This is a genomic window from Paenarthrobacter sp. UW852 (assembly GCF_024608385.1).
GTDB lineage: Bacteria > Actinomycetota > Actinomycetes > Actinomycetales > Micrococcaceae > Arthrobacter.
The window spans coordinates 298,832-318,884 of record NZ_JAMSGY010000005.1; the positions used below are offsets into that span (position 1 = coordinate 298,832).

At 65.8% G+C, this 20,053-nt stretch carries 21 protein-coding genes; 13 read left to right on the top strand and 8 right to left on the bottom strand.

Features of this window, described 5'->3' with window-relative positions:
* The first annotated feature begins 21 nt into the window (after nt 1–21).
* Genes NEK97_RS11460 through NEK97_RS11470 form a run of 3 tightly spaced genes read left to right on the top strand, consistent with a single transcriptional unit; the run spans nt 22 to nt 2,785 of the window.
* Complete coding sequence (locus NEK97_RS11460) at nt 22–660, top strand: SIS domain-containing protein (protein ID WP_374111528.1); 639 nt, start codon at nt 22–24, stop codon at nt 658–660.
* Nucleotides 657–2,057, top strand: a complete 1,401-nt coding sequence (locus NEK97_RS11465) for a PfkB family carbohydrate kinase (RefSeq protein ID WP_257370047.1) — start codon at nt 657–659, stop codon at nt 2,055–2,057. The genes NEK97_RS11460 and NEK97_RS11465 overlap by 4 nt, the downstream gene beginning before the upstream one ends.
* 32 nt (nt 2,058–2,089) lie before the next feature.
* A complete protein-coding gene (locus NEK97_RS11470) occupies nt 2,090–2,785 on the top strand; it encodes an SDR family oxidoreductase (protein ID WP_235517991.1) in 696 nt (231 codons plus the stop codon).
* Here the strand turns inward: NEK97_RS11470 and NEK97_RS11475 are convergent.
* Nucleotides 2,754–3,917: a glycosyltransferase family 9 protein gene (locus NEK97_RS11475; RefSeq protein WP_257370048.1), complete on the bottom strand. Its 1,164-nt coding sequence runs from the start codon at nt 3,915–3,917 to the stop codon at nt 2,754–2,756. The genes NEK97_RS11470 and NEK97_RS11475 overlap by 32 nt on opposite strands.
* A 111-nt stretch (nt 3,918–4,028) precedes the next feature.
* Here NEK97_RS11475 and rfaE2 point away from each other — a divergent pair, with 111 nt between their 5' ends.
* Both rfaE2 and NEK97_RS11485 read left to right on the top strand, forming a co-directional pair.
* Nucleotides 4,029–5,549 carry a D-glycero-beta-D-manno-heptose 1-phosphate adenylyltransferase gene (gene rfaE2, locus NEK97_RS11480; protein WP_257370049.1) on the top strand — a complete coding sequence of 507 codons (1,521 nt, stop codon included), beginning with the start codon at nt 4,029–4,031 and terminating at the stop codon, nt 5,547–5,549.
* 11 nt (nt 5,550–5,560) lie between these two features.
* Nucleotides 5,561–6,595 carry an NAD-dependent epimerase/dehydratase family protein gene (locus NEK97_RS11485; RefSeq protein ID WP_257370050.1) on the top strand — a complete coding sequence of 345 codons (1,035 nt, stop codon included), beginning with the start codon at nt 5,561–5,563 and terminating at the stop codon, nt 6,593–6,595.
* 1 nt (nt 6,596) lies between these two features.
* Here NEK97_RS11485 and NEK97_RS11490 read toward each other — a convergent pair whose 3' ends face one another.
* Nucleotides 6,597–7,679 (bottom strand): aromatic acid exporter family protein, encoded by a 1,083-nt coding sequence (locus tag NEK97_RS11490; RefSeq protein WP_257370051.1) that lies wholly within the window; start codon nt 7,677–7,679, stop codon nt 6,597–6,599.
* A 182-nt stretch (nt 7,680–7,861) separates the two neighbouring features.
* Between NEK97_RS11490 and NEK97_RS11495 the strand changes: the two genes are divergently transcribed.
* From NEK97_RS11495 to NEK97_RS11505, 3 genes are read left to right on the top strand one after another with little or no spacing between them, the layout of a single operon-like run.
* Nucleotides 7,862–8,830: a hypothetical protein gene (locus NEK97_RS11495; protein WP_257370052.1), complete on the top strand. Its 969-nt coding sequence runs from the start codon at nt 7,862–7,864 to the stop codon at nt 8,828–8,830.
* Nucleotides 8,827–9,261, top strand: a complete 435-nt coding sequence (locus NEK97_RS11500; protein WP_257370053.1) for a phage holin family protein — start codon at nt 8,827–8,829, stop codon at nt 9,259–9,261. Before NEK97_RS11495 ends, NEK97_RS11500 begins: the two co-directional genes overlap by 4 nt.
* Nucleotides 9,258–9,854, top strand: a complete 597-nt coding sequence (locus NEK97_RS11505) for a DUF3618 domain-containing protein (protein ID WP_257370054.1) — start codon at nt 9,258–9,260, stop codon at nt 9,852–9,854. Before NEK97_RS11500 ends, NEK97_RS11505 begins: the two co-directional genes overlap by 4 nt.
* Before the next feature lie 92 nt (nt 9,855–9,946).
* On the opposite strand, the gene NEK97_RS11510 is transcribed toward NEK97_RS11505, so the two are convergent.
* The 6 genes from NEK97_RS11510 to NEK97_RS11535 form a co-directional block, all read right to left on the bottom strand.
* Nucleotides 9,947–10,546 carry a hypothetical protein gene (locus NEK97_RS11510; RefSeq protein WP_211710431.1) on the bottom strand — a complete coding sequence of 200 codons (600 nt, stop codon included), beginning with the start codon at nt 10,544–10,546 and terminating at the stop codon, nt 9,947–9,949.
* Between the two features lie 81 nt (nt 10,547–10,627).
* Nucleotides 10,628–11,263, bottom strand: a complete 636-nt coding sequence (locus NEK97_RS11515; protein WP_257370055.1) for a hypothetical protein — start codon at nt 11,261–11,263, stop codon at nt 10,628–10,630.
* Entirely contained in the window at nt 11,250–11,885 is a 636-nt protein-coding gene (locus NEK97_RS11520; protein WP_257370056.1) for an RDD family protein, read from the bottom strand. The genes NEK97_RS11515 and NEK97_RS11520 overlap by 14 nt, the downstream gene beginning before the upstream one ends.
* 46 nt (nt 11,886–11,931) lie before the next feature.
* On the bottom strand, nt 11,932–12,708 hold the full coding sequence (locus NEK97_RS11525) for a hypothetical protein (protein WP_257370057.1): 777 nt from the start codon (nt 12,706–12,708) through the stop codon (nt 11,932–11,934).
* Nucleotides 12,705–13,685 carry a hypothetical protein gene (locus NEK97_RS11530; protein WP_257370058.1) on the bottom strand — a complete coding sequence of 327 codons (981 nt, stop codon included), beginning with the start codon at nt 13,683–13,685 and terminating at the stop codon, nt 12,705–12,707. Before NEK97_RS11530 ends, NEK97_RS11525 begins: the two co-directional genes overlap by 4 nt.
* Nucleotides 13,686–13,852: 167 nt before the next feature.
* Nucleotides 13,853–14,344: an inorganic diphosphatase gene (locus NEK97_RS11535; protein WP_039239147.1), complete on the bottom strand. Its 492-nt coding sequence runs from the start codon at nt 14,342–14,344 to the stop codon at nt 13,853–13,855.
* Nucleotides 14,345–14,556: 212 nt separating this feature from the next.
* Between NEK97_RS11535 and dacB the strand changes: the two genes are divergently transcribed.
* The 5 genes from dacB (at nt 14,557) to NEK97_RS11560 (ending at nt 20,047) form a co-directional block, all read left to right on the top strand.
* Nucleotides 14,557–16,002: a D-alanyl-D-alanine carboxypeptidase/D-alanyl-D-alanine-endopeptidase gene (gene dacB / locus NEK97_RS11540; protein ID WP_257370081.1), complete on the top strand. Its 1,446-nt coding sequence runs from the start codon at nt 14,557–14,559 to the stop codon at nt 16,000–16,002.
* Nucleotides 16,003–16,062: 60 nt separating this feature from the next.
* Nucleotides 16,063–17,184 (top strand): zinc-dependent metalloprotease, encoded by a 1,122-nt coding sequence (locus tag NEK97_RS11545; RefSeq protein ID WP_257370059.1) that lies wholly within the window; start codon nt 16,063–16,065, stop codon nt 17,182–17,184.
* 122 nt (nt 17,185–17,306) lie between these two features.
* Entirely contained in the window at nt 17,307–18,398 is a 1,092-nt protein-coding gene (tilS, locus tag NEK97_RS11550) for a tRNA lysidine(34) synthetase TilS (RefSeq protein ID WP_257370060.1), read from the top strand.
* A 31-nt stretch (nt 18,399–18,429) separates the two neighbouring features.
* Nucleotides 18,430–18,981 (top strand): hypoxanthine phosphoribosyltransferase, encoded by a 552-nt coding sequence (gene hpt, locus NEK97_RS11555; RefSeq protein ID WP_026540856.1) that lies wholly within the window; start codon nt 18,430–18,432, stop codon nt 18,979–18,981.
* A gap of 199 nt (nt 18,982–19,180) precedes the next feature.
* Complete coding sequence (locus tag NEK97_RS11560; RefSeq protein WP_257370061.1) at nt 19,181–20,047, top strand: hypothetical protein; 867 nt, start codon at nt 19,181–19,183, stop codon at nt 20,045–20,047.
* Nucleotides 20,048–20,053: the final 6 nt, after the last annotated feature.

Sequence of the window (20,053 nt, forward strand, 5' to 3'; positions counted from 1 at the left end):
CCTGTGACCATCAAAAGCCCTGTGGCAGCCCCGGCACGGTGGACTCCCGAAACCGGCGGGCCCACGCACCAAAAGGCGGTGACAACGCACCTGGACAACGTCCTGCCCGCGCTTGAATCCCTGCGCTCGCAATCAGGGCGGTTGTGCGAATGGGGTACCGAACTCGCCAACCGGCTGTTGTCGGGCCAGCGGCTGCTGGCTGCGGGCAACGGCGGATCAGCTGCCGAAGCGCAGCACCTCACAGCTGAGCTTGTTGGCAGGTTCGACGACGAGCGGGCCCCTTTCTCTGCCATCTCCCTCCACGCCGAGTCCTCTGCTGTCACCGCGCTCTCCAACGACTACGGCTACGAGGAAGTGTTTGCCCGCCAGGTCAGGGCCCACGGCCGTGCGGGCGACATCCTGGTCCTCCTGTCCACCAGCGGCCGCAGCCCCAACCTGCTCAAAGCGGTGCGCGCAGCCCGGGAACGCGGCATCACCACCTGGGCCCTTACCGGATCCGGCCCCAACCCACTGGCCGACGCATGCGACCAAGCCATCACCGTGGACGCCATCGCCGCCAACGCCCAGGAAGGCCACCTCATCGCGGTCCACGCCGTCTGCCGGGCCTTCGACGCCGAGGTGGCACGGCGGACCGGTCCTTACGCCGGCGGGCAGCCATGAGGATCACGGTGGTGGGCGATGTCCTCCTCGACGTGGATATCAACGGCGCCGCCACCCGCCTCAGCCCTGACGCCCCGGTGCCCGTGGTGGACGTCGCGGGCATCCGCCGCCGCGCAGGGGGAGCAGGCCTGGTGGCCACCGTCCTTGCCCAGGACGGTCACGACGTGACGCTGGTCACCGCCCTATCGGACGACGACGGCGCAAGCCACCTCAGGCGCGCACTGGCCGGCGTGTCGGTGCTCGCCGGCGACCCGCTGGCCCCTACCCCCACAAAGACCCGTGTGCGGATCGGGAGCCACCCGATGGTCCGTTTCGACGAAGGGTGTGCGCCGGCCCCCGTTCCGTCCAGCACCCCTGCAATGCTCGCGGCGATCACTTCCGCCGATGCGGTGGTCGTGGCGGACTATGGCCGTGGAATCACCGCCAACCCAGGGATTCGGGCGGCCTTGGCGGAGGTTGTCGGCCGCCTCCCGGTGGTGTGGGACCCGCATCCTGCCGGTTCGGAACCCGTGCCCGGAGTCGCCGTCGTAACCCCGAACCTGGCCGAAGCGCTCGCGTCCGCCAAAGCGGGCGGACTGAACCCCTCACGGACCGGTGCCGGCGAAGCCGCCGAGCACCTGCGGGAAAAATGGCAGAGCAATGCCGTGTTGGTGACCAGGGGCGAAGACGGGGCGGTGTTGGTCGAAACATCCGGTGGAACGGTGGACATCCCCGCGCCCAGGACATCGGTGAGCGATCCGTGCGGTGCAGGGGATCGGCTCGCGGGAAGCCTGGCCGTGTACCTGGGCCTCGGGCTCGAACTGCAGGAAGCCGCCGCGAGGGCGGTGGAGGATGCGTCGGCCTTCCTCGCCAAGGGAGGCGCGGCGGCGCTGCCCGAAGCGCCCGCGGTGAGTGCCGCCGTCGGACTTAACAACGTCGAACCGATACGCCCTGACAGCCACATCCGCGACGGCGTCCAACTCGCCCAATCCATCCGGGATGCAGGAGGCACTGTGGTGGCAACCGGGGGTTGCTTCGACCTCCTGCACGCCGGCCACGCCCGAACGCTGGCGGCCGCGCGCAGCATGGGCGATTGCCTGGTGGTGTGCCTCAACTCCGACGAATCCGTCAGCCGGCTCAAGGGTGAACACCGCCCCATTGTCAGCGTCGAGGACCGCGCTGAGTTGCTCCTGGCACTTGAATGCGTCGACGCCGTAGTGGTCTTCGACGAAGACACCCCCGAGGCCTGCCTCCAGGGGATCCGGCCCGACATCTGGGTCAAGGGCGGCGACTACGAACCCGACGAACTGCCGGAAGCCCGCCTTGTCGCGGGCTGGGGAGGGCGCTGCGTCACTGTGCCCTTTCACCCGGCACGCTCCACCAGCGGCCTGGCTGCAGCATTGGCCAAAGTCAGCTGACCCACGAGTTGGAAATCAACGAAAGGAACCGCATGAACACGCAAACACCTGGCCGCGTCATCGTCACTGGAGGCGGCTCCGGCCTGGGAGCAGCAATCGTGGAAGCCATCCGGGACGCCGGCGGTACGCCGTTCGTCTTCGACCGGGACGTCAGCAACGTCTCGGGTGCCAAAGCCCTGGAAGTGGACGTTTCCAACCGCGAAGCAGTGGAAGCTGCCGTCAAGGAAGCCGCCGACAGCCTGGGCGGCCTGGACGGGGTGGTCACCGCGGCAGGGATCGATCGTTGCGGGAAGCTGGGCGACGTTGCTGCCGAGGAATGGGAAAAGGTCATCGGAGTGAACCTCCTGGGTACCGTTTCCACCATCCGTGCGGCCCTGCCTTACCTCAAGGGATCCCGCGGCCGCGCAATCACCATCGCGTCGACGCTGGGCCTCAGGGCCTTGCCGGACGCCACCGCCTATTGTGCTTCGAAGTTCGGCGTGATCGGTTTCAGCCGTGCGCTCGCAGCGGAGACCGGGGGAGTCATTGGCGTCACCACGATCATCCCGGGCGGCATGAAGACCCACTTCTTCGACGACCGGGACGAACAGTACAAGCCGCAGGACGACTCCAAGCTCAATGACCCCGCCAACGTGGCCCAAGCAGTGGTGTTCGCACTCTCGCAGCCATTCGGCAGCGAGGTCCGCGAACTCCTGATTACCCCCGCAGAAGAAGGGTCGTGGCCGTAAGGTCCAGCACGTCCTGAACAACATCGGCCACGGCGATGCCCCTGATCAGGGTGTCGTCGTGGCCGCAGTGCGGAGCGGTCCAGCCCACCTGCGTTACATCCGCGCCGCAGCGTGGGCAGTGGGTCACCCACGACATGTGGACGCGGTGCAGGCCTCGTCCCCGCGGTGCGGCATTGAACGCGTTGCCCACCCAATAGATGCCAACGGTCGGGGTGCCCACGGCCTGCGCCAGGTGCCGCGGACCGCTGTCGCTGGCAAGCATCACCGTGGCTTCGGCCAGGAGCGCTGCCAATTCCCCGACGCCCAATTCGCCGGCCACTGACCGCACTGCCTGCCGGTCCGTTGCCGGGAGTTGGCGAACCGCCAGCTCCGCGACTTCCTGGGCCAAAGCCTTCTCTGAGCGGTCACCCACCACCAGCACCTGCGCGCCTTCTGCCGCCAAGGCGGCAGCGGCATCGGCAAAGTTCGACGCCGGCCAACGACGCCGTGGATCGGTGGCACCGGGATGGAGAACCACCAAGGAATTCCGGGCTTGGTCCCGCAGGCCGGCAACGTCCTGCCGGTGGTCCGGGTGCGGCTGCAGCGGCGGTGGGACCACGGTGGGTGCTCCGGCGAGGCCCGCCACTTCCAGCCACCGGTCCGGTTCGTTCTGGTAGTAGACGTAGTCGAGGTTCCGCTCCAGGGGCATGGCGTCCTTGGTGCGCGTGCCGACGGTGTGCCGCGCGCCCAGCCTGAGGAGGAAAGGATTGGAAAACCGTCCACCTCCGTGCATCTGGACGGCCAGGTCAAACGCTTCCGCGCGCATGGCCTCAAAGAATTGTTCCTGGGCGGCAACGTCCTCAGCGTCGTCGTCGAACCGCTCGCCGTTGCGGGGACCGTCGTGGACGCCGCGCGCCACAGGCAACATCACGACGTCGTCCACCGGCCCCGTGGTTGCGCCCGCGACTGCGGCATGGACAGGCGTCCCCAGGAGTGTGATGGTGGCATCCGGGTAGGCAATCTTCAGGGCATACAGGGCCGGGTAGGTATAAATCAGGTCCCCCAAGCCGCCACCCCTGAGGACGGCAATCCGCCTGACGTCGCCGAATTTTTCCAACACCGGGCCGATTCCGGGTGTGGGAGCCGTGGCCATGAGAACTTCCCTTCGTCGTCAATAGCGGAAACTCCAAGGCCGGCGTGTAAAGCCCGTGCCGCGGGGTACCTGTCGGGAACAGGAAACTGTCATCCAATCGGAAGGTACCCCATGGCACGCCTCTCCAATCAAGAAGGCCTGGCTGACTGGTTGCCAGCCCGCTTGGCCCAGGAACGTCCTGTTGTGACAGTCATCGGCGACTCCATCCTGGACGGCTGGTGGGATGGAACCATTGAACGGTTCTGCCGCGAAGCGCCCGCCCCGGTGGTCCAGGTGCAGCGCCGCGACTTTGCGCCCGGAGGGGCCGCCAACACAGCCATGAACCTGGCGGCGATGGGAGCGGAAGTACGGTTCGTCTCCGTTGTGGGAGACGACGCCGCGGGCCTCCAGCTCCTCGAGCAGCTGGAGGATGCCGGCGTTGACGTCTCCCACGTCGTGTCACATCCGGAGATGGTCACCACCACCAAATACAGGGTCAGCAGCGGGGGGCAAGTGATGCTGCGCTTGGATGACGCAGCCCCCGGGTTGCCGGCAGAAGGGCTCGAGGTGATGGCCGCGTTGGTGCCCGAGGCCATTGAGGGCGCTGCGGCCGTGGTGCTGTGCGATTACGGGGCGGGTGCCTTGTCAGGGCCGGTCCGCTCGGCGCTCCTTGACCTGCTGGCACCCGCCAAGCGCCAGGACAGGCTTGTGGTTGTTGATGCCCACGATCCCGGTGCCTGGGCAGGGTTGAAGCCCCACCTCGCTACCCCGAATGCCCAGGAGGCCTCGCGGTTGCTTGGCGTCGAATTCCCGGGAGGTGCCGCGCGTTGCCCCTTCGTGGAGGCGCACGCGGAGCAGCTCCTGCGCGCCTCCGGTGCGTCCGCCGTCGTCGTGACACTGGACCGGGAGGGGACGCTGACAGTGAAGTCCGGCCCCGACACCGACGAGGTTGCCACCCACCGGACCTGGGCCCGTCCGCAAGCCGAGAAGCAGGCCTCAGGTGCGGGCGATACCTTCGTGGCTGCCTTGACCCTGGCCCGGGCGGCCGGTTTGCCGCTGACCACCAGCGTCGACCTTGCCCAGGCCGCTGCCGACATCGTGGTTCACCGGCCAGGGACGTCGGTGTGCACCACCGATGAACTGACGCGGCACCTGAGCGGGTTCGCGGATACAGCGCTGACGGCAGGGGAGTTGGCCCGGCATGTTGAAGAGCATCGCCGTGAGGGCCGCAGGATCGTGCTGACCAACGGCTGCTTCGACGTCCTGCACCGTGGCCACACCCGCTACCTCAACCAGGCCAAGCAATTGGGGGACGTCCTGGTGGTCGCCCTGAACAGTGACTCATCCGTGCGGCAGCTCAAGGGACCGGACCGGCCCGTCAACCATGAAGCCGACCGGGCCGCAGTGATTGCTGCCCTCAGCTGCGTGGACCACGTAACGGTTTTCGACACTCCAACGCCTATTCCATTGATCGAGCTCCTCCGGCCGGACGTCTATGCCAAAGGCGGTGACTACACGCCGGAAATGTTGGCAGAAACGGCGGCTGTGGAACGTTGCGGCGGCACCGTGACCATCCTGGACTACGTGCCCGAGCACTCCACCACGGCCGTACTGGAACGCATCCGCTCCACGGGCGACAACCCGCAACCCTGAGGAATTCCGCCATGCGCATTGTGATCACTGGAGCCACCGGACACGTCGGTACGGAAGTCCTGAAGCGGCTACAAGCGGCCCGTTCCGAGGAAGGCGCCGATCTTGAACTGGTGGGCGTGGTCCGCCGCCACCCTGACCAGGACGCTGCCCCGTACCGCGGCGTCGACTGGCGCACCTTGGACATCGGCGCCGCCGTGGACCAGCCGGCCTTGGATGCTGCATTGTCCGGAGCGGATGCCGTGGTGCACCTTGCCTGGTTGATCCAGCCAAACCACCACCGGGAAATGCTCCGGCAAACCAACGTGGCCGGAACGGCCCATGTTTTGGCTGCGGCACGGAAAGCCGGGGTTCGGCACATCGTGTGTGCGTCCTCGGTGGGAGCTTACTCGCCTGCTCCCAAGGACCAGCGAACCCAGGAGGGCTGGCCCGCGGCGGGGATTCCGAAGTCGCACTACAGTGTGGATAAGGCTGCGCAGGAGCGGCTGTTGGACGATTTCGCCAAGGACAATCCGGAGATTGTGGTGGCCCGGCTTCGTCCGGCATTGACCTTCAGTGCAGGAGCCGGGAGCGAGGTAGGGCGGTACTTCCTGGGCCGGATCCTGTCACGCTTGGTGCCTCCCAAACCGTGGTTCCCCGTGCTGGCCCTGCCCGAGGAACTGGTGTTCCAGGCGGTGCATGCGTCCGACGTCGCCGACGCCTACTGGCGTGTCCTCGAGCGTAGGGCGGAGGGTGCCTTCAATATCGCCACAGAGCCTGTCATCGACCCCAATGCCCTGGCGTGGACCTTCAACGCCCGGCGGCTGCTGCCGTTCCCGCTCCCGGTGCTGCGCGCCGTCGTCGAGGTCAGTTGGCGGCTCCGCTTCCAGGCGACCGACGGCGGCTGGGTGGACATGGCCGCGAACGCGCCCATCATGGACACGGGACGCGCACGCAGGCTGCTGGGTTGGTCGCCGAAGCATTCATCGCTGGAATCCCTGGCCGAAATGCTGGACGGGCTGGGGACGGGGAAGGGTCGGAAAGCGTCACCGCCGCTCAAGCCCCGCTGACTTACTCGGCGGACAACACCACGGTGAGGATCCGCCGCAGGCTCATGGCCACCGACGCCGGTGCGTTCACCGGTGACTGTCCCGCGGCGGCCTCGGCCACTGCATCGCTCAGCGCGGATATCGAGTCCTTCGCCTCCGTCAACAGAGTGCCGAGTTCATCCGATTCGCCGTCCCGCCAATGGTCAATGACCAGGGCCGTGGACTCCAATGCGTCCGAAAGGTAGCCCACCACGGCGTCGGGGATGACCGTCCCCGCGTCCCTCTCCCAGATGGCGCTCGCAAGGACGTCGGTGATGTCCTGCACGTGGAACGTGAGCCGTTCGAGTGTCCGTAAACCAGCCAGGTCCCCAGGCAAACGGGTTGCCAAGCGGCGAGAGCGTGGGTTCGCCTTGGCACTCAGCTCGGCTTGGTGGACAGCAGTCCGGACTTCGGCGGCCGTCAGGGAAAGCTCGTCACTCCTGCTGGCCCACGCTTCATGGTTGGGTGGCCACGATTCCTCCATGGCCCGGGCCATGTCCTTGAGCTGCCGGGAGAGGGCGCCCTGGTGCCCACTGATGGCGGGGTCGATCGCGTCCAGGTGCAGCGGGGGAATCACCAACCAGTTCACGGCGAATCCCACCGTCACCCCCAGGGCCATTTGGAGGACGTACCCGAAGGAGAAGCCCTCTGCGTTCGAGCCGCCCAGCACCAGCACGAACAGTGCAGCCATGGGGATCCAGTCCGAACCCGATCCCAGGCGTGGAAGTCCTCCGATCAGCACTCCCAGCCCTACCACCAATGCCACAGAGAAGGAGTTGGGTTCGGCAAAGGAAGTGACAACGAAAGCCATGCCGATCCCTAGGACCAGCCCGGCGAGGCTCTGCAACCCGTGTTTGGCGGAGTCCGCCACGGTGGGGTGCATGCTGACCAGTGCGCCCAACGGTGCGTAGTAGGGGTAGGCCGCGGCAGGACCGGGCATGTAGGGGGCAAGCCACCAGGCAAGACCTGCTGCAACCGCTGTTTTGGCAGCGAACAGGAGCCGGTGCCTGGTGATTGTTTTCCGAAGCGCGGGGATCAGCCGCCGCCTGTAGGGCATGTGGCTCATCGGTCCAACGTTCGCAGGTATTCCTGGAAGTGTCGAGCGGGATCATGCTGCATGTGATGCGACCATCTTTTCAAAATTGCGCGATTAGAACAGCGGCAAGCGGGTACACAACCATTGATAGTAACGATACTTACTATCCCGGCTGCTGTCCGCAGCCTGCCAACTGTGGAAAGAGAGCGACAATGACTGAGAGCCAATCGCCGCAGGACGGAAGCTTCGCGGCACCAAGGAACGGCGGCACCGCGGGTACCGAACCGTTTACCGGAAGCTACCTGGACTCGCCGGACGTGGAATTCGACACCGCAGGAACCACCACCAGCGCTCCGGGCACCGGAACTGACAGCTCCGGCAAGGTTGACGCTGCAAAGCATGAAGCCGCAGGAGTGGCCAGCACCGTCGGCGACGCTGCCGGTGGCGTGGTCGATACCGCCAAGACCGAGGCTGGCCACGTGGCCCAGGAGGTCAAGGTGAACGCCCGGCAACTGCTCACCCAGACCAAGGGCGAGCTGACCGACCAAGCACAGGCCCAGCAGCAGCGTGTTGCCGAAGGCCTGCGCTCCATCTCCGACGAACTGTCCACCATGGCCAATTCGACGAATAACGGTGGTGTCGCCACGGACTTGGTCCAGCAGGCGGCCCAGCGTTCGTCCTCGATTGCCCACTGGCTGGAGAGCCGGGATCCCGGTTCCCTGCTGGACGAAGTCAAGGGCTTCGCACGCCGCAAGCCCGGAACCTTCCTGTTGCTGGCCGCCGGAGCCGGTGTCCTCGCCGGTCGTCTGGGTCGTGGCATGGCAGGGGACGCCACCGAATCCGCCTCAACCAGCGGCACTGCTGCTGCCGGGACGCCGCGGGCTGCGTATTACCCCACCCAGGGCGTGCCCTCCCAGGGCGGCGCCGTTACCCCGCCGGCCGTTGACCTGCCGGGACCCACCACTACCACCGCGGGATACGGTTCGGCCACCACCACCGGATACGACGCCGGAACCACCGGATACGACGCTGGAACCACGGGCGGCTACGACGGATCCACACTTCCCTACCCGGAGACCGACGCTGGCGGCGTCAAGGCGCAGGGCGACCCGCTGGCTGGCCCCCTTGATCCCGACGGCCTTGAGCGCCCCGACGATCCCCAGTACGGAGGTCACCGATGAGTAGTCCTGCCGACCTGCCTCCCACAACAACCGCGCACGAGAAGGCTGAAACCCTTCCCCTGGGCGAGCTGTTGAGCGACCTGACGCGCGACGTTTCCACGTTGATGCGTCAGGAAGTGGAGCTGGCCAAGGCGGAACTCAAGGAGTCCGCCACCAAGGCTGGCAAGGGCGCGGGAATGCTGGGCGGTGCAGCTTACGCCGGCCACATCACCGTACTTTTCCTGTCCATTGCCCTCTGGTGGGCTTTGGGCCAGCTCATTGGCCTCGGATGGTCCGCCGTTGTTGTGGCGGTTATCTGGGGAATCGTCGCTGCCGTGCTGGCCTCCATGGGCCGCAAGGAACTGAAGACCATCAACGGCATGCCGCGTACGGCCGAAACCGTCAAGGAAATACCCCCCGCTTTGAAACCGAACACTGAGGAGACACGATGACGCAGAACCCCGACGCCCTTCGCGCCGATATCGAAGAAACTCGCCGGCGGCTGAGCACCAACGTTGACGCCGTGGCGGATAAGGTCACCCCGTCGCACATCGTCAACCGCCGGGTGGACAGGATGAAGACAGCCGTGTTCGGTGCCCGCGACGACGTCTCTGATGCTGCAGGCAACGTCGCGCACCGGGCCGGGGACGCCGTTTCAGGCGTCGCTGACAATGTCTCCGGTGCCGTCTCGGATCTGGGCGACGCACCGCACGTGCTGAAGAGCAAGGCCCAAGGCAGCCCGATCGCCGCGGGGCTCATCGCCTTCGGTGCAGGCCTCCTGGTGTCAGCGCTGTTCCCGCCGTCGGAGAAGGAACGCGAAGCCGCCCACGCCCTTAAGGACGCGGCCCAGCCGCTCACCGACGAATTGAGCCACGCTGCGCAGGAAGTGGCCGAGCACCTCAAGGAACCTGCCCAGGACGCGATGCAGAACGTCAAGGACAGCGCCACCGAAGCAGCGGCAAACGTCAAGGACGAAGGGCAGGCCGCGGCCGCCGACGTTCAGGACCGCGCCACAGCAGCAAAGGACAACATCAGCAACCAGTAACCGGCAGGCTCACCCAACTGAGTGACAGCAAACGCCCTTCTGACCGTTCTGAAGGGCGTTAGCTGTCACTCAGTTCTGCTTTAAGGGGTGCGTCAGCGCACTTCCAGGATCATTTGCAGCAAACGTGCGGCGGCCGGGCGGGCTGCATGCTCTTCGGCCCACTGCGCGCGGGCCAGCGTCTTGCTGACCGCCTGGGTCGAGATGCCAAGTTCCTGCGCAACCGTCTTCTGCTGGCCGCGTACCCCGGGCGTCAACAGGTCCAGCACACGCCATTCCGCGGCGCTTCGGTGCTGCACGATGTGTCCGAGGAGCCGCAACACAGCCTCGGCTTCGGATGCCAGGGCTGTAAGGGGGCCATCAACGGCCACCGGAATGCGTTCCTTGCCGTTACGCAAACGGTCCACAGCCCGTCGGGCATAGACGAGCCCATGCCCGGAAGCATCCCGGACCAGGTTGGGCAACGGCTCGTTGATCGGCCCCACCCCGATCCCCACGTACCACTGGCTGGACCGGAGGGCGATCAACGCCGTCTCCACCGCCTGATGGCTGGACTCGACAATGCCCTGCACTTCATCCTCCACCGAACGGTCGAAATCCAACCGCGCCGGAATGTGGCGAAGGTCCTTGAGCAACTGGGGCACAAGGTCGCCGTCGCGGCGGCTGTCGCGTTGGTTGATGGTGAGAGTGAACATAGTGGATCACATGCTACCGGCTGGTAGCGGCTCTGCAAGGGGAAAATCTGCCTATTACTTTGTCCGGAGCGGCGCTTCCGGCTAGCCCAGTGCGGTGCGTTCGGTCAGCACGACGGCGGGAAGCGCGCCCGCCGCTGCAAGGCCGGCGCCGGGTATTCCGGCCTGGCGCAAACAGGTGTGGACCGCGCCCACCATGGCTTCCAGGTCTTCGTTGGTGGCGAACACCCAGAAGGTTTCGCGCGCCCGGAACACCAATGCGTTGACTCCGCCGGCTCCCAGCGAAACCTTCTGCTTCGCCACCAGGCGCCGCTCCGGATCAGTGCCGTCCAGGGTGGTCACCACTTTGAGGGACGCGGGAGCTATGTCAGCCCAGGGGAACAGCAGCAGGGTGTGTTTTTGCGAGTATTTGGCGACTATCCCGCCGTCGAACACCAAGAGCTTTCGGAAGCTGCCCAGCAACGTCATGGACCAGAGCACAAGCCCGGTGAGGATGCTGGTGAGGACATAGAAGAGGGGATCGTTGAAGTGGCCGGCCTCCCGCGTGGAGCGGATGGGGCTGACGAACTCAGCGATGGCCCCGAACACGAACCCCACCACCAGGCAGGGAACAAGGACCTTCCAGAAGATGCGCCGGGAAGAAGCTACGTAGCGGAGCCGCCCAAGCTGGGGTTCCAGCCGCCGCTCGACGCGGCGGACCAGCCAGTTACGGCCGCGCATCCGGCCGCTGGCCGTAAAGGTTGGGGAGGCCTTCCTGTTCCGCGGCTGCGGCTTTTTGGGCGGCGGCAGCTTTGGGGTCCGGGATTGGCGGCATTCCTTGGGACAGGCCGGAGCGACGGTCGATGGCGGCGAACTTGGGATCCCAGGTGTCGCCCGATCCGCCACTGAAGGCTGCGGCGATGACCATCACCACGAAGAACGGGAAGAAGGACCAGCAAATGGCCCGCCAACCACCCAACCAGGCGCCCGCCGTCGTTCCGTCCTTGATCCGCACGGAGCGCATACCGGCAGCGGCGTCGCCGACGCTTCCCACGGTTCCCCAGATCATGCCGTAGACGAACAGGCCAACGAACCACAGAACCACGTAGATGGTCAGCCAGGCGCCGTTGTTGTAGCCCAGGGCGGAGCCGCTGTTCATCATGGATTGACGCACTACGGCAGCAATGACCGCCAGCACGGAGTACCCCACCAGGAAAACGATCGCATCCAGGACCCGGCCCCAGAAATGCGCGGTCCCCGAGGCTTTGACGAAGGACGCCCCGGTGTCGGTGTGGCGCCGGACGGCACGGCCGTTGGCCGCGTCAACCAGTCCGGTGGCGGTGGTGGACTTCGGATTGCTCATGAGGGGCTTTCGGCTCGACGGCGGTAGGCAGCGTGGGGAGGAATCGTCAGGCCAGTCCGGCGAGCCCGCCGAGGACGCTGGCCAGGGATGCCTGGGACGTTTCCTTCAGCTCAAGGGTGACGGTCTCACCCGTGACCCGGGGTGTCAGGACATGGACGCCCGACGGGCCCGTGTAGACGGTAACGGTGGGAAACTCGTCTGTGTCGGCGTTGAATGCCACCACGTTGCTGGCAGCCTGGGTGTCTGCAAGTGCGGTGGCCGCGTGCTCCTCGAACTGGGGTTCCGTGTACACGGTCGGGGCGGTGTCGCGCTGGGCTGCCTTCTCCGGGTCCACGAATTCGGCCAACCGGGGCACCAGCTGTTCGCGGGTCACGGCGGTGAAGCCGTGGAGTCCGCCTTCATCCACTTCTTCGAGGAGGGCGCCGTCGTCATGGAGGTACCCGTACAGCCAGCGCTTGCCGGTGGATACGGTGCGCTCAATGGAGATCACGCTGCTGCCGCTGCGCCGCAGGGTCAGGGCGCCGGTGATGTCCTCTGTTGCGTGGAGACGGGAGGGCTCAGTCTCGCCCTCAAAAATCACCGGGTACACGAGCTCCTTCGCCAGCAGCCCGCGCAAAGCGATGGCACACATCAGTTCCTTGTTGGCATCCTGGGCAGAGAGCCAGGGCGTGGCCACCAGTTGCTCATGCTGGACGCCGTCCAGGGCCACCACTTCTTCGTCGGTCAACGTGGGCAGCGGCGTTCCCGTGGCAGTGGCTGATGCCAGTACCTTGGCGGCGGCCTCAATGTCCCGCTGGGTCCATTTCATGGTGCTGGTGGTCATCCGAATATCCCTCCGACAAAGTTTCCAACTGACTTGGCGGCATTACCGACCCCGTCTGCCACCTTACTGCCTACGTCCTTGGCGAAACCCGCCACCTCCTTGGCGCCGTCGGCTATATAGCTGCCGGGGTTCCGCGCGAAGTTGGAGATGGAGTCCCAGTTGTCCGCTACGAGGTTGCCCAGCGCCCAGGCTCCGGCAACGATTCCGGCCCCGATCACGATCGGGGCACCGATGGGTCCAAGAAGCGCAGCGCCGCCGGCGGTCATGAGCATGATGCTGCCCACTCCGCCCACCACGGACAGGCCTCCGGCAACCCGGTCGCCGGTACCGCGCCAGCCGTCGTGCTCGGGGTTGATCATGTCGCTGATGCCGCCCACGATGTTCAGCGGTGCGGCCAGGGCGCCCGCCACGCGAAGGCCTTTGGAGAACTTGCTCGCGTCCTGGAACGCCTGGCTGTAAGGGATGTTGGCTTTGAGGTCCGTGAGGACGTCGGTGACTTTCTCGCCATTGCGCAACGCCGTAAGGGCATCGCGGACAACGGTTCCGCCGGCACGCCAGTTGGTGAGGACTTCGCGCGTCTTGACCCATTCCGCGTGGCCCAGCTTGCCGTACTTGTAGGCCGTCCAGAGCTGGGCTGCCAGGTCCTTGACGCCCATGCCGCTGTCGTAGACGTCCTTCAGGACTCCCACAGACGTACCGGAGCCGTCGTTGTGGCTGGCGAATTCCTGCTGGTTGGCGTGCTTCTTCAGCTGGCTCGCGTTTTCGCGCAGCATGTTTGCGGCCTTCATCAGGCTCTGCCGGTGCTGGCTGTTCCACTCGCCCTTGAACACTGTGGCGTCCCTGCCCTGCCACGCCGTCGTGGAGTTGATGGCATTGGACAATTGCGTGCCTTGCAGGCTGATGGCGTCGGCAGCTTTGCCCATGACGCCTGCCAGACTGCGAAGCTGTGCGATGTCCGCACCGTAGAACCCAGCCATGAGGTACCCCCTGTTTACATGCAGTGAAAAGTCTCGTCCCAGCCTAAAGGGACCAACGGCATGCCGCGATGGGGAGCGGTGCCCATCCATTCGTTAAAGAACGACGGCGGCCGGTGGGGTTCACGGGGAACCGCACCAACCGCCGTCGTACGTTAAAAACGCAAAAATCAGTGTCCCGCAGCCGGAACGTAACGCTTGATGGAAGCTTCCAGCTCGGCTTCGGCAGCGGCGCGGTCGCCCCAGCCCTCGGCCTTGACCCACTTGCCGGGCTCCAGGTCCTTGTAGCGCGTGAAGAAGTGCTCGATTTCCTTGATCAGGAACTCGCTGACGTCGCTGACTTCCTGGATGTGGTCGAAGCGTGCGTCAACCGGGACGCAGAGGACCTTGGCGTCTCCGCCGCCGTCGTCGGTCATGTTGAAGACGCCGATCGGGCGGGACTCAACGATGACGCCCGGGTGGAGGTCGAAGTCCTGCAGGAGCACCAGTGCGTCCAACGGATCGCCGTCTTCGCCCAGGGTGTTCTCGAAGAAACCGTAGTGCGTGGGGTACTGCATGGAGGTGAACAGGACGCGGTCCAGGCGGACACGGCCGGTTTCGTGGTCAACTTCGTACTTGACGCGCGATCCCTTGGGGATCTCGATGGTCACGTCGTGCTTCATGGAATGCTCCTTGACGGGTGTGGGTGGGGCGTCGCTCCGCCGAAGCGGCCGTCACGGGTGACGGTGCCTCAGGCAGGCTGCTCAGCCCGGGGCTGGCGGCAGGCAAAATTGCAGCCGGTGCCGCCGACTACTATTGAGGATATAGCGAGAGGCCCGGGTTTCTTGAACCGGCGGGGACAATTCAGGACTGACAGGATCAAGCAACTTCCATGATGGGCGTTAAAAACGGGGATGCCCGCGCGGGGTTATCCGCGGCGTGGGGGCGCTTGAAATGGCCGGTGCTTTTGGCCTCAGTTCTTCTGTGCCTCGGTGCCGTTGTGGTGGCCGGGATGATGCCCGGGCTGCTTTCACTGCCCAAACCAGAAGCCTCAGTGCCCGCCTGGCAGCTGGAACCCTCCCATCTTTCCAACGCCAGCGGGGTCCTTCCCTTGGACGCAAACGCCCCGCTCCCGACGTCCGCCGAAGTCACGGCACTCCTCGATGCAACGTTGAAACCGGACGGCGCGGGCAGCATCAGCGGGGTGGTCATGGACGCTTCCACCGGCAAAGTCCTCTTTGACCGTGATGCGTCAGCCAACCGGATCCCGGCGTCGAACATGAAGCTGCTGACCGCCGTCTCAGCACTAAAGGCACTCGGCCCGGACACGCGCTTCACCACGCGGGTACTGGGATCCGCAAATCCCTCCACGGTTGTACTGACTGGGGGAGGGGACGTGCTGCTGGGTGCTTCCGCCTCCGATCCCAACGCCGTGTTGGGCCGGGCCGGCCTGGCATCCCTGGCCGCAGATACGGCCACCGCGTTGACGGCCGCCGGAGTCAAGGGGCCCGTCACCGTCCAGGTGGACGACACCCTGTTCAGCGGCGCACCCCTTAACCCGGCCTGGAGCCTGGACGACGTCGCCGCCGGCGAGACCGCACCCCTCTTTCCGCTCGCGTTGAATTCGGGCCGATACTCGCCAACCGTGATGACCGGGCCCCGTCCACAGGATTCCGCTGTCACCACCGCCCAGGCCTTCGCCGAGCAGCTGGCCGCTGCCGGCGTCGCGGTGAGTCCCGGCGTCGAACGCGGCAGGGGCGTGCCCACCAAGGTGCTGGCCGCAGCTGAGTCGGCCACTGTCAGCGAGCAGGTGGACCTCATGCTGGAGACCTCGGATAATTTCCTCGCCGAGGCCTTGGGGCGGATGACCGCAGCCGCGTCCGGCAAGGAAACCACGTACGACGGCGCCACCGCGGCCGTGCGGCAAAGGCTGGCGGAGCTGGGAATCGCCACGGATTCGATGCAGTTGGCTGACGTATCCGGCCTTGCCCTGGAAAACCAAGTCAGCGCCCTGCAGTTCGTCCAGGTCGTCCGTGCAATCACCAGCGGCCCGGATCTTTCCCTCAGGGCGGCACTGGACGGCTTCCCGATCGCAGGGCTGACCGGCACCCTGGATAACAGGTACGTGGACGCCAGCACGGCCGTTGGTGCTGGCCTGGTCCGCGCCAAGACCGGGACGCTGAATTCCGTGATCGCCCTGAGTGGGTACGTGGTGGATGCGGATGGGCGCCTGCTGGTGTTCTCGTTCATCGGTAACGGGCTCGAACCGGGTGCCGCCGGAAACAAGGTGGCCATGGACCGGGCAGCGTCAGGCCTGGCTTCGTGCGGCTGCCGCGGCTGAAGCTCCGCGTCCAGCGAACTTAAGGGCTCATTGTCAGCCGCGTGTGGTGTGATGGTCCGTATGGTGTCATCTGCCCGCGATTCGTCAGCAGGGGCCCAGTCCCTGATCAACTGGGACCTGGCTGCCTCTACGGCTGGCCGGCTTGCCCCTCCAGGTCCTGAGCTCAGCGCAGGGGAGATTGGCAAGGCGGTGGATAACCTGCGTTTCAACGCGGACATCTCCGTCCCCCACGTGCACGACATCACCGGCCTGGACGCTGCGAGGGACCTGAGGGACTCCCACGTCCTGGTGGTGGACCGTGCCTCCTGGTCCAAGGCCAACACGCAGAGCTTCGCCGTGATGCTCCAGCCCGCGCTGCAAAAGATGCTGGAGAGCCGCAGCAGCGTGGCCATGACCCCTGCAGCCGCAGCCGCCAGTGGCGCCATCACCGGCACGCAGCTTGGGGCCGTCCTCGCATTCCTCTCCAGCAAGGTCCTGGGGCAATACGACCCCTTCGCGGCCCTTGCCCCGGGCGCCAACGTTCCTCCGGGCGGCCGGCTCCTGTTGGTGGCACCCAACATCATCTCCGTGGAGCGCGAACTCAACGTCCACCCCGACGATTTCCGGCTCTGGGTCTGCCTCCATGAGCAAACCCACCGCGTACAGTTTGCCGCGGCGCCGTGGCTCAGGCATCACATGCTGGATGAGATCGAAAAGCTCAGCGGCAACCTGCTGGGGAACATGGACTCCCTGGTGGACCGGGCCGGGGCCATCGCCAAATCGCTTAAGGATCGCAGTCCCTCAGACAAAGTGCCCGGCCGTGGGGCCATCCTGGACCTGCTCCAGAACCCCGAGGAAAAGGCCTCCCTGTCCCACATCACCGCCGTGATGAGCCTCCTCGAGGGTCACGCCAACGTGGTGATGGACGCCGTGGACGCCAGCATCGTTCCGTCCGTGCGGACCATCCGCCAACGCTTCAACGACCGCGGCAAGGAACGTGGCGTGGTGGAGAAGTTCATCCGCAACCTCCTCGGCCTGGACGCCAAGATGCGGCAATACACGGACGGCGCCAAGTTCGTCCGCGAAGTTGTTGCCGTGGCCGGGATGGAGGGCTTCAACAGGGTCTGGGACGCGGCCGAACATCTTCCCACCGAAGAGGAAATCCATAACTCCAAGCTGTGGCTGGAGCGGATGGGGCTTTGAGCTTTTCCCATGAATTGGCCGCCTCTGCTGACACGGCGGGCGACCCTCCGGTTGCCAGCCCTGGTAGGGGGCGACGGCGGCCAGGGCGTCTGGCGCCGGTCGTCGGCAAGGCGCGGAAGCAGTTGCAAAACGCACTTGCCGCTGTCGGCTACCCCGAGCGTGTGCTCGTCGCATGCAGCGGCGGACCGGATTCGCTCGCGCTCGCAGCGGTCGCTGCCTACTTTGCCCGGCGCGGACACGTGGATGGCCGTCCGGTGTCCGTAGCAGCGGTGGTGGTTGACCACCAGTTACAACCCGACTCAGCTGACGTCGCTGCCCGGACCGCATCGGCGTTGCGTGAGCTGGGGCTCGCGCCGGTGGAAGTGCGCACCGTGGACGTCGCTGCCACCGGATTTGGGCCCGAGGCCGCTGCCCGGGACGCCCGACACGCAGCCCTCGACGCCGCCGCCGACGACCTCGGTTGTGCTGCAATCCTCCTGGGCCACACCTTGGACGACCAGGCAGAACAGGTGCTCCTGGGGCTGGCCCGGGGTTCCGGAACCCGTTCCCTGGCAGGAATGCGGCCCTCCCGCGGCCGCCTGCTCCGGCCTTTCCTGGGCCTTCGGCGTGAAGAGACACTGGAGATCTGCGAGGTCGAAGAACTGGATCCCTGGCATGATCCGAGCAACGCTGATCCCGCTTATGCCCGTTCACGCACACGGGTGGAGGTCATGCCTGTCCTGGAAGAGAAACTTGGGCCGGGAGTGGCCGAGTCCCTTGCCCGGACGGCCGCTATCCTTCAGCAGGACGCAGATTTCCTGAAGAACCTGGCCAACGAGACCTATCTCTCACTTGTCCGGCGCGAGGATGGGGACGTGTGGCTACCCGAGGACGCCGTCCGGGAACTGCCGGCGGCCCTGAGGTTCCGCGTCATCGCCAAAGCTGCGTCCGACGTCGGGGGCCAGCAACCCGGCTACGGAAGGCTCCAAGCCGCGGAAGCGTTGCTTCGCCGGCAGGGATCCGCCGGTCCGGTGGAACTCCCCGGGCACGTCAGCGTATTCCGTTTATCCCTCAGCGATCTGGAACAGGAGCGGCGGGGCCTTCCAGGTTCTGCGGCTGCCGCTCCGGGGGCCGCGACCACCTCCGCGGGCCCGGATTCGGCCGAAGCCGGTCCCCGCGATGCCGCCCGCTGTGGGAAGCTAGTATTCCGGCATCAGAAACCGTCCCAACAGTAGCCGCACCCGAGCATCAAAACAGGAGCCATTGGTGGATTCAAACGACGTCCAGGCAGATCTCAAGCACGTTCTTTACACCAAAGAGCAGATCCAGACACGCATCGCGGAACTCGCGGCGCAGATCGACAAGGACTACGAAGGCCGCGACATCCTCGTCGTCGGCGTCCTCAAGGGTGCGGTGATGGTCATGGCTGACCTGGCACGCGCGCTGCACAGCCACGTCAGCATGGACTGGATGGCCGTCTCTTCGTACGGTTCGGGAACGCAGTCCTCCGGCGTGGTCCGGATCCTCAAGGACCTGGACACTGACCTGATGGGCAAGGATGTCCTGATCGTCGAGGACATCATCGATTCCGGCCTGACCCTTTCCTGGCTCAAGTCCAACCTCGAATCCCGCGGCACGGCCAGCGTCGAGATCTGCACGGCATTCCGCAAGCCGACCGCCGCCAAGGTGGAAATCGACGTCAAGTACGTCGGCTACGACATCCCCAACGAATTCGTCGTGGGCTACGGCCTCGACTACGCCGAAAAGTACCGCAACCTGGACTTCGTCGGCACGCTGGCCCCGCACGTCTACGAGTAGACAACACCGCGCCGCACCACTTCTCACCGCCGCTCTCCGCCGCCGCACCACTTGCCGCTTTCCGCACCCACAACCACTGGTGCGCTGGGCGGCAAAGGGTGCGGCGTGTGCGCTTAACGGGGGCGACGGGCGGCAAAGGGCGCATGATTGAGCTGTTTCCGCCCTCGGATGGCTGCCCTGCGCGGAGCTAAACTGAGATATGACCGGTGCCCCCGCCCGTCCATTCCTTTGGCTCGTCGTCGTGGCGACCATCCTTACGGGATGCACTCCTTCTTCCGGTGCCGGGGAAATCGTCTCCGCTCGGCCGCAGGCATCCATCACGGCAACCCAGCCGCAGGGCGGGCCCGCACCGTCATCGCCGCTCCCGGGCGATTCGCAGACAACAACCCAGCCGCAGGCCGCGCCCGCACCGTCATCGCCGCTCCCGACCACAATCCCGGCCCCGCCCGCCGTACCCCAGCCGTTTGCCCTCAACCTGTACCAGGAGGGCGATTTCGTGCCGCAGTACACGTTCGAATGGTGCGTTGCGGCAAGCATCCAGATGGCTCACAACCTGGTGGATGCCACGGGCGGTGGCGCATGGACTGCTTCTGCGCAGCAAGGAGAGCTGTGGGAAATGGCCAGGGCGAGATCATCGGATTCGTTCAACGGGGCCAACCCCTTTGGCTGGGCGCAGGTACTCACTGAGGTTGGAATGGGTCCTTACAAAGTGGTGAGCGTAGCCCTTTACGATGACGCACTCCGGACCGCGGCCAAGGCGATCACCGAAACCGGCCGACCCGTGGGCTTAGTGATGTGGAGTGGCCGGCATGCCTGGGTGATGAGCGGTTTCGAATCCATGGGGGATCCTCGGGTCTTCGCTGACTTCTCGGTCACGGGGGTTCGTGTTCTGGATCCGTTGTATCCGTACGGTTCCGGTCAGTGGGGGCCATCCCCGGAACCCAATAGCCTGGTCAGTCCTGCGCAATTGGCCACCCAGTTCGTGGTCCGTGAGCCACGGCGTTGGAGCAGTCAGTTGCCCACGGGCTACTTGCTGGTGCTGCCGGTTGGCGCCGTCAGCGGTTAGGGAGCC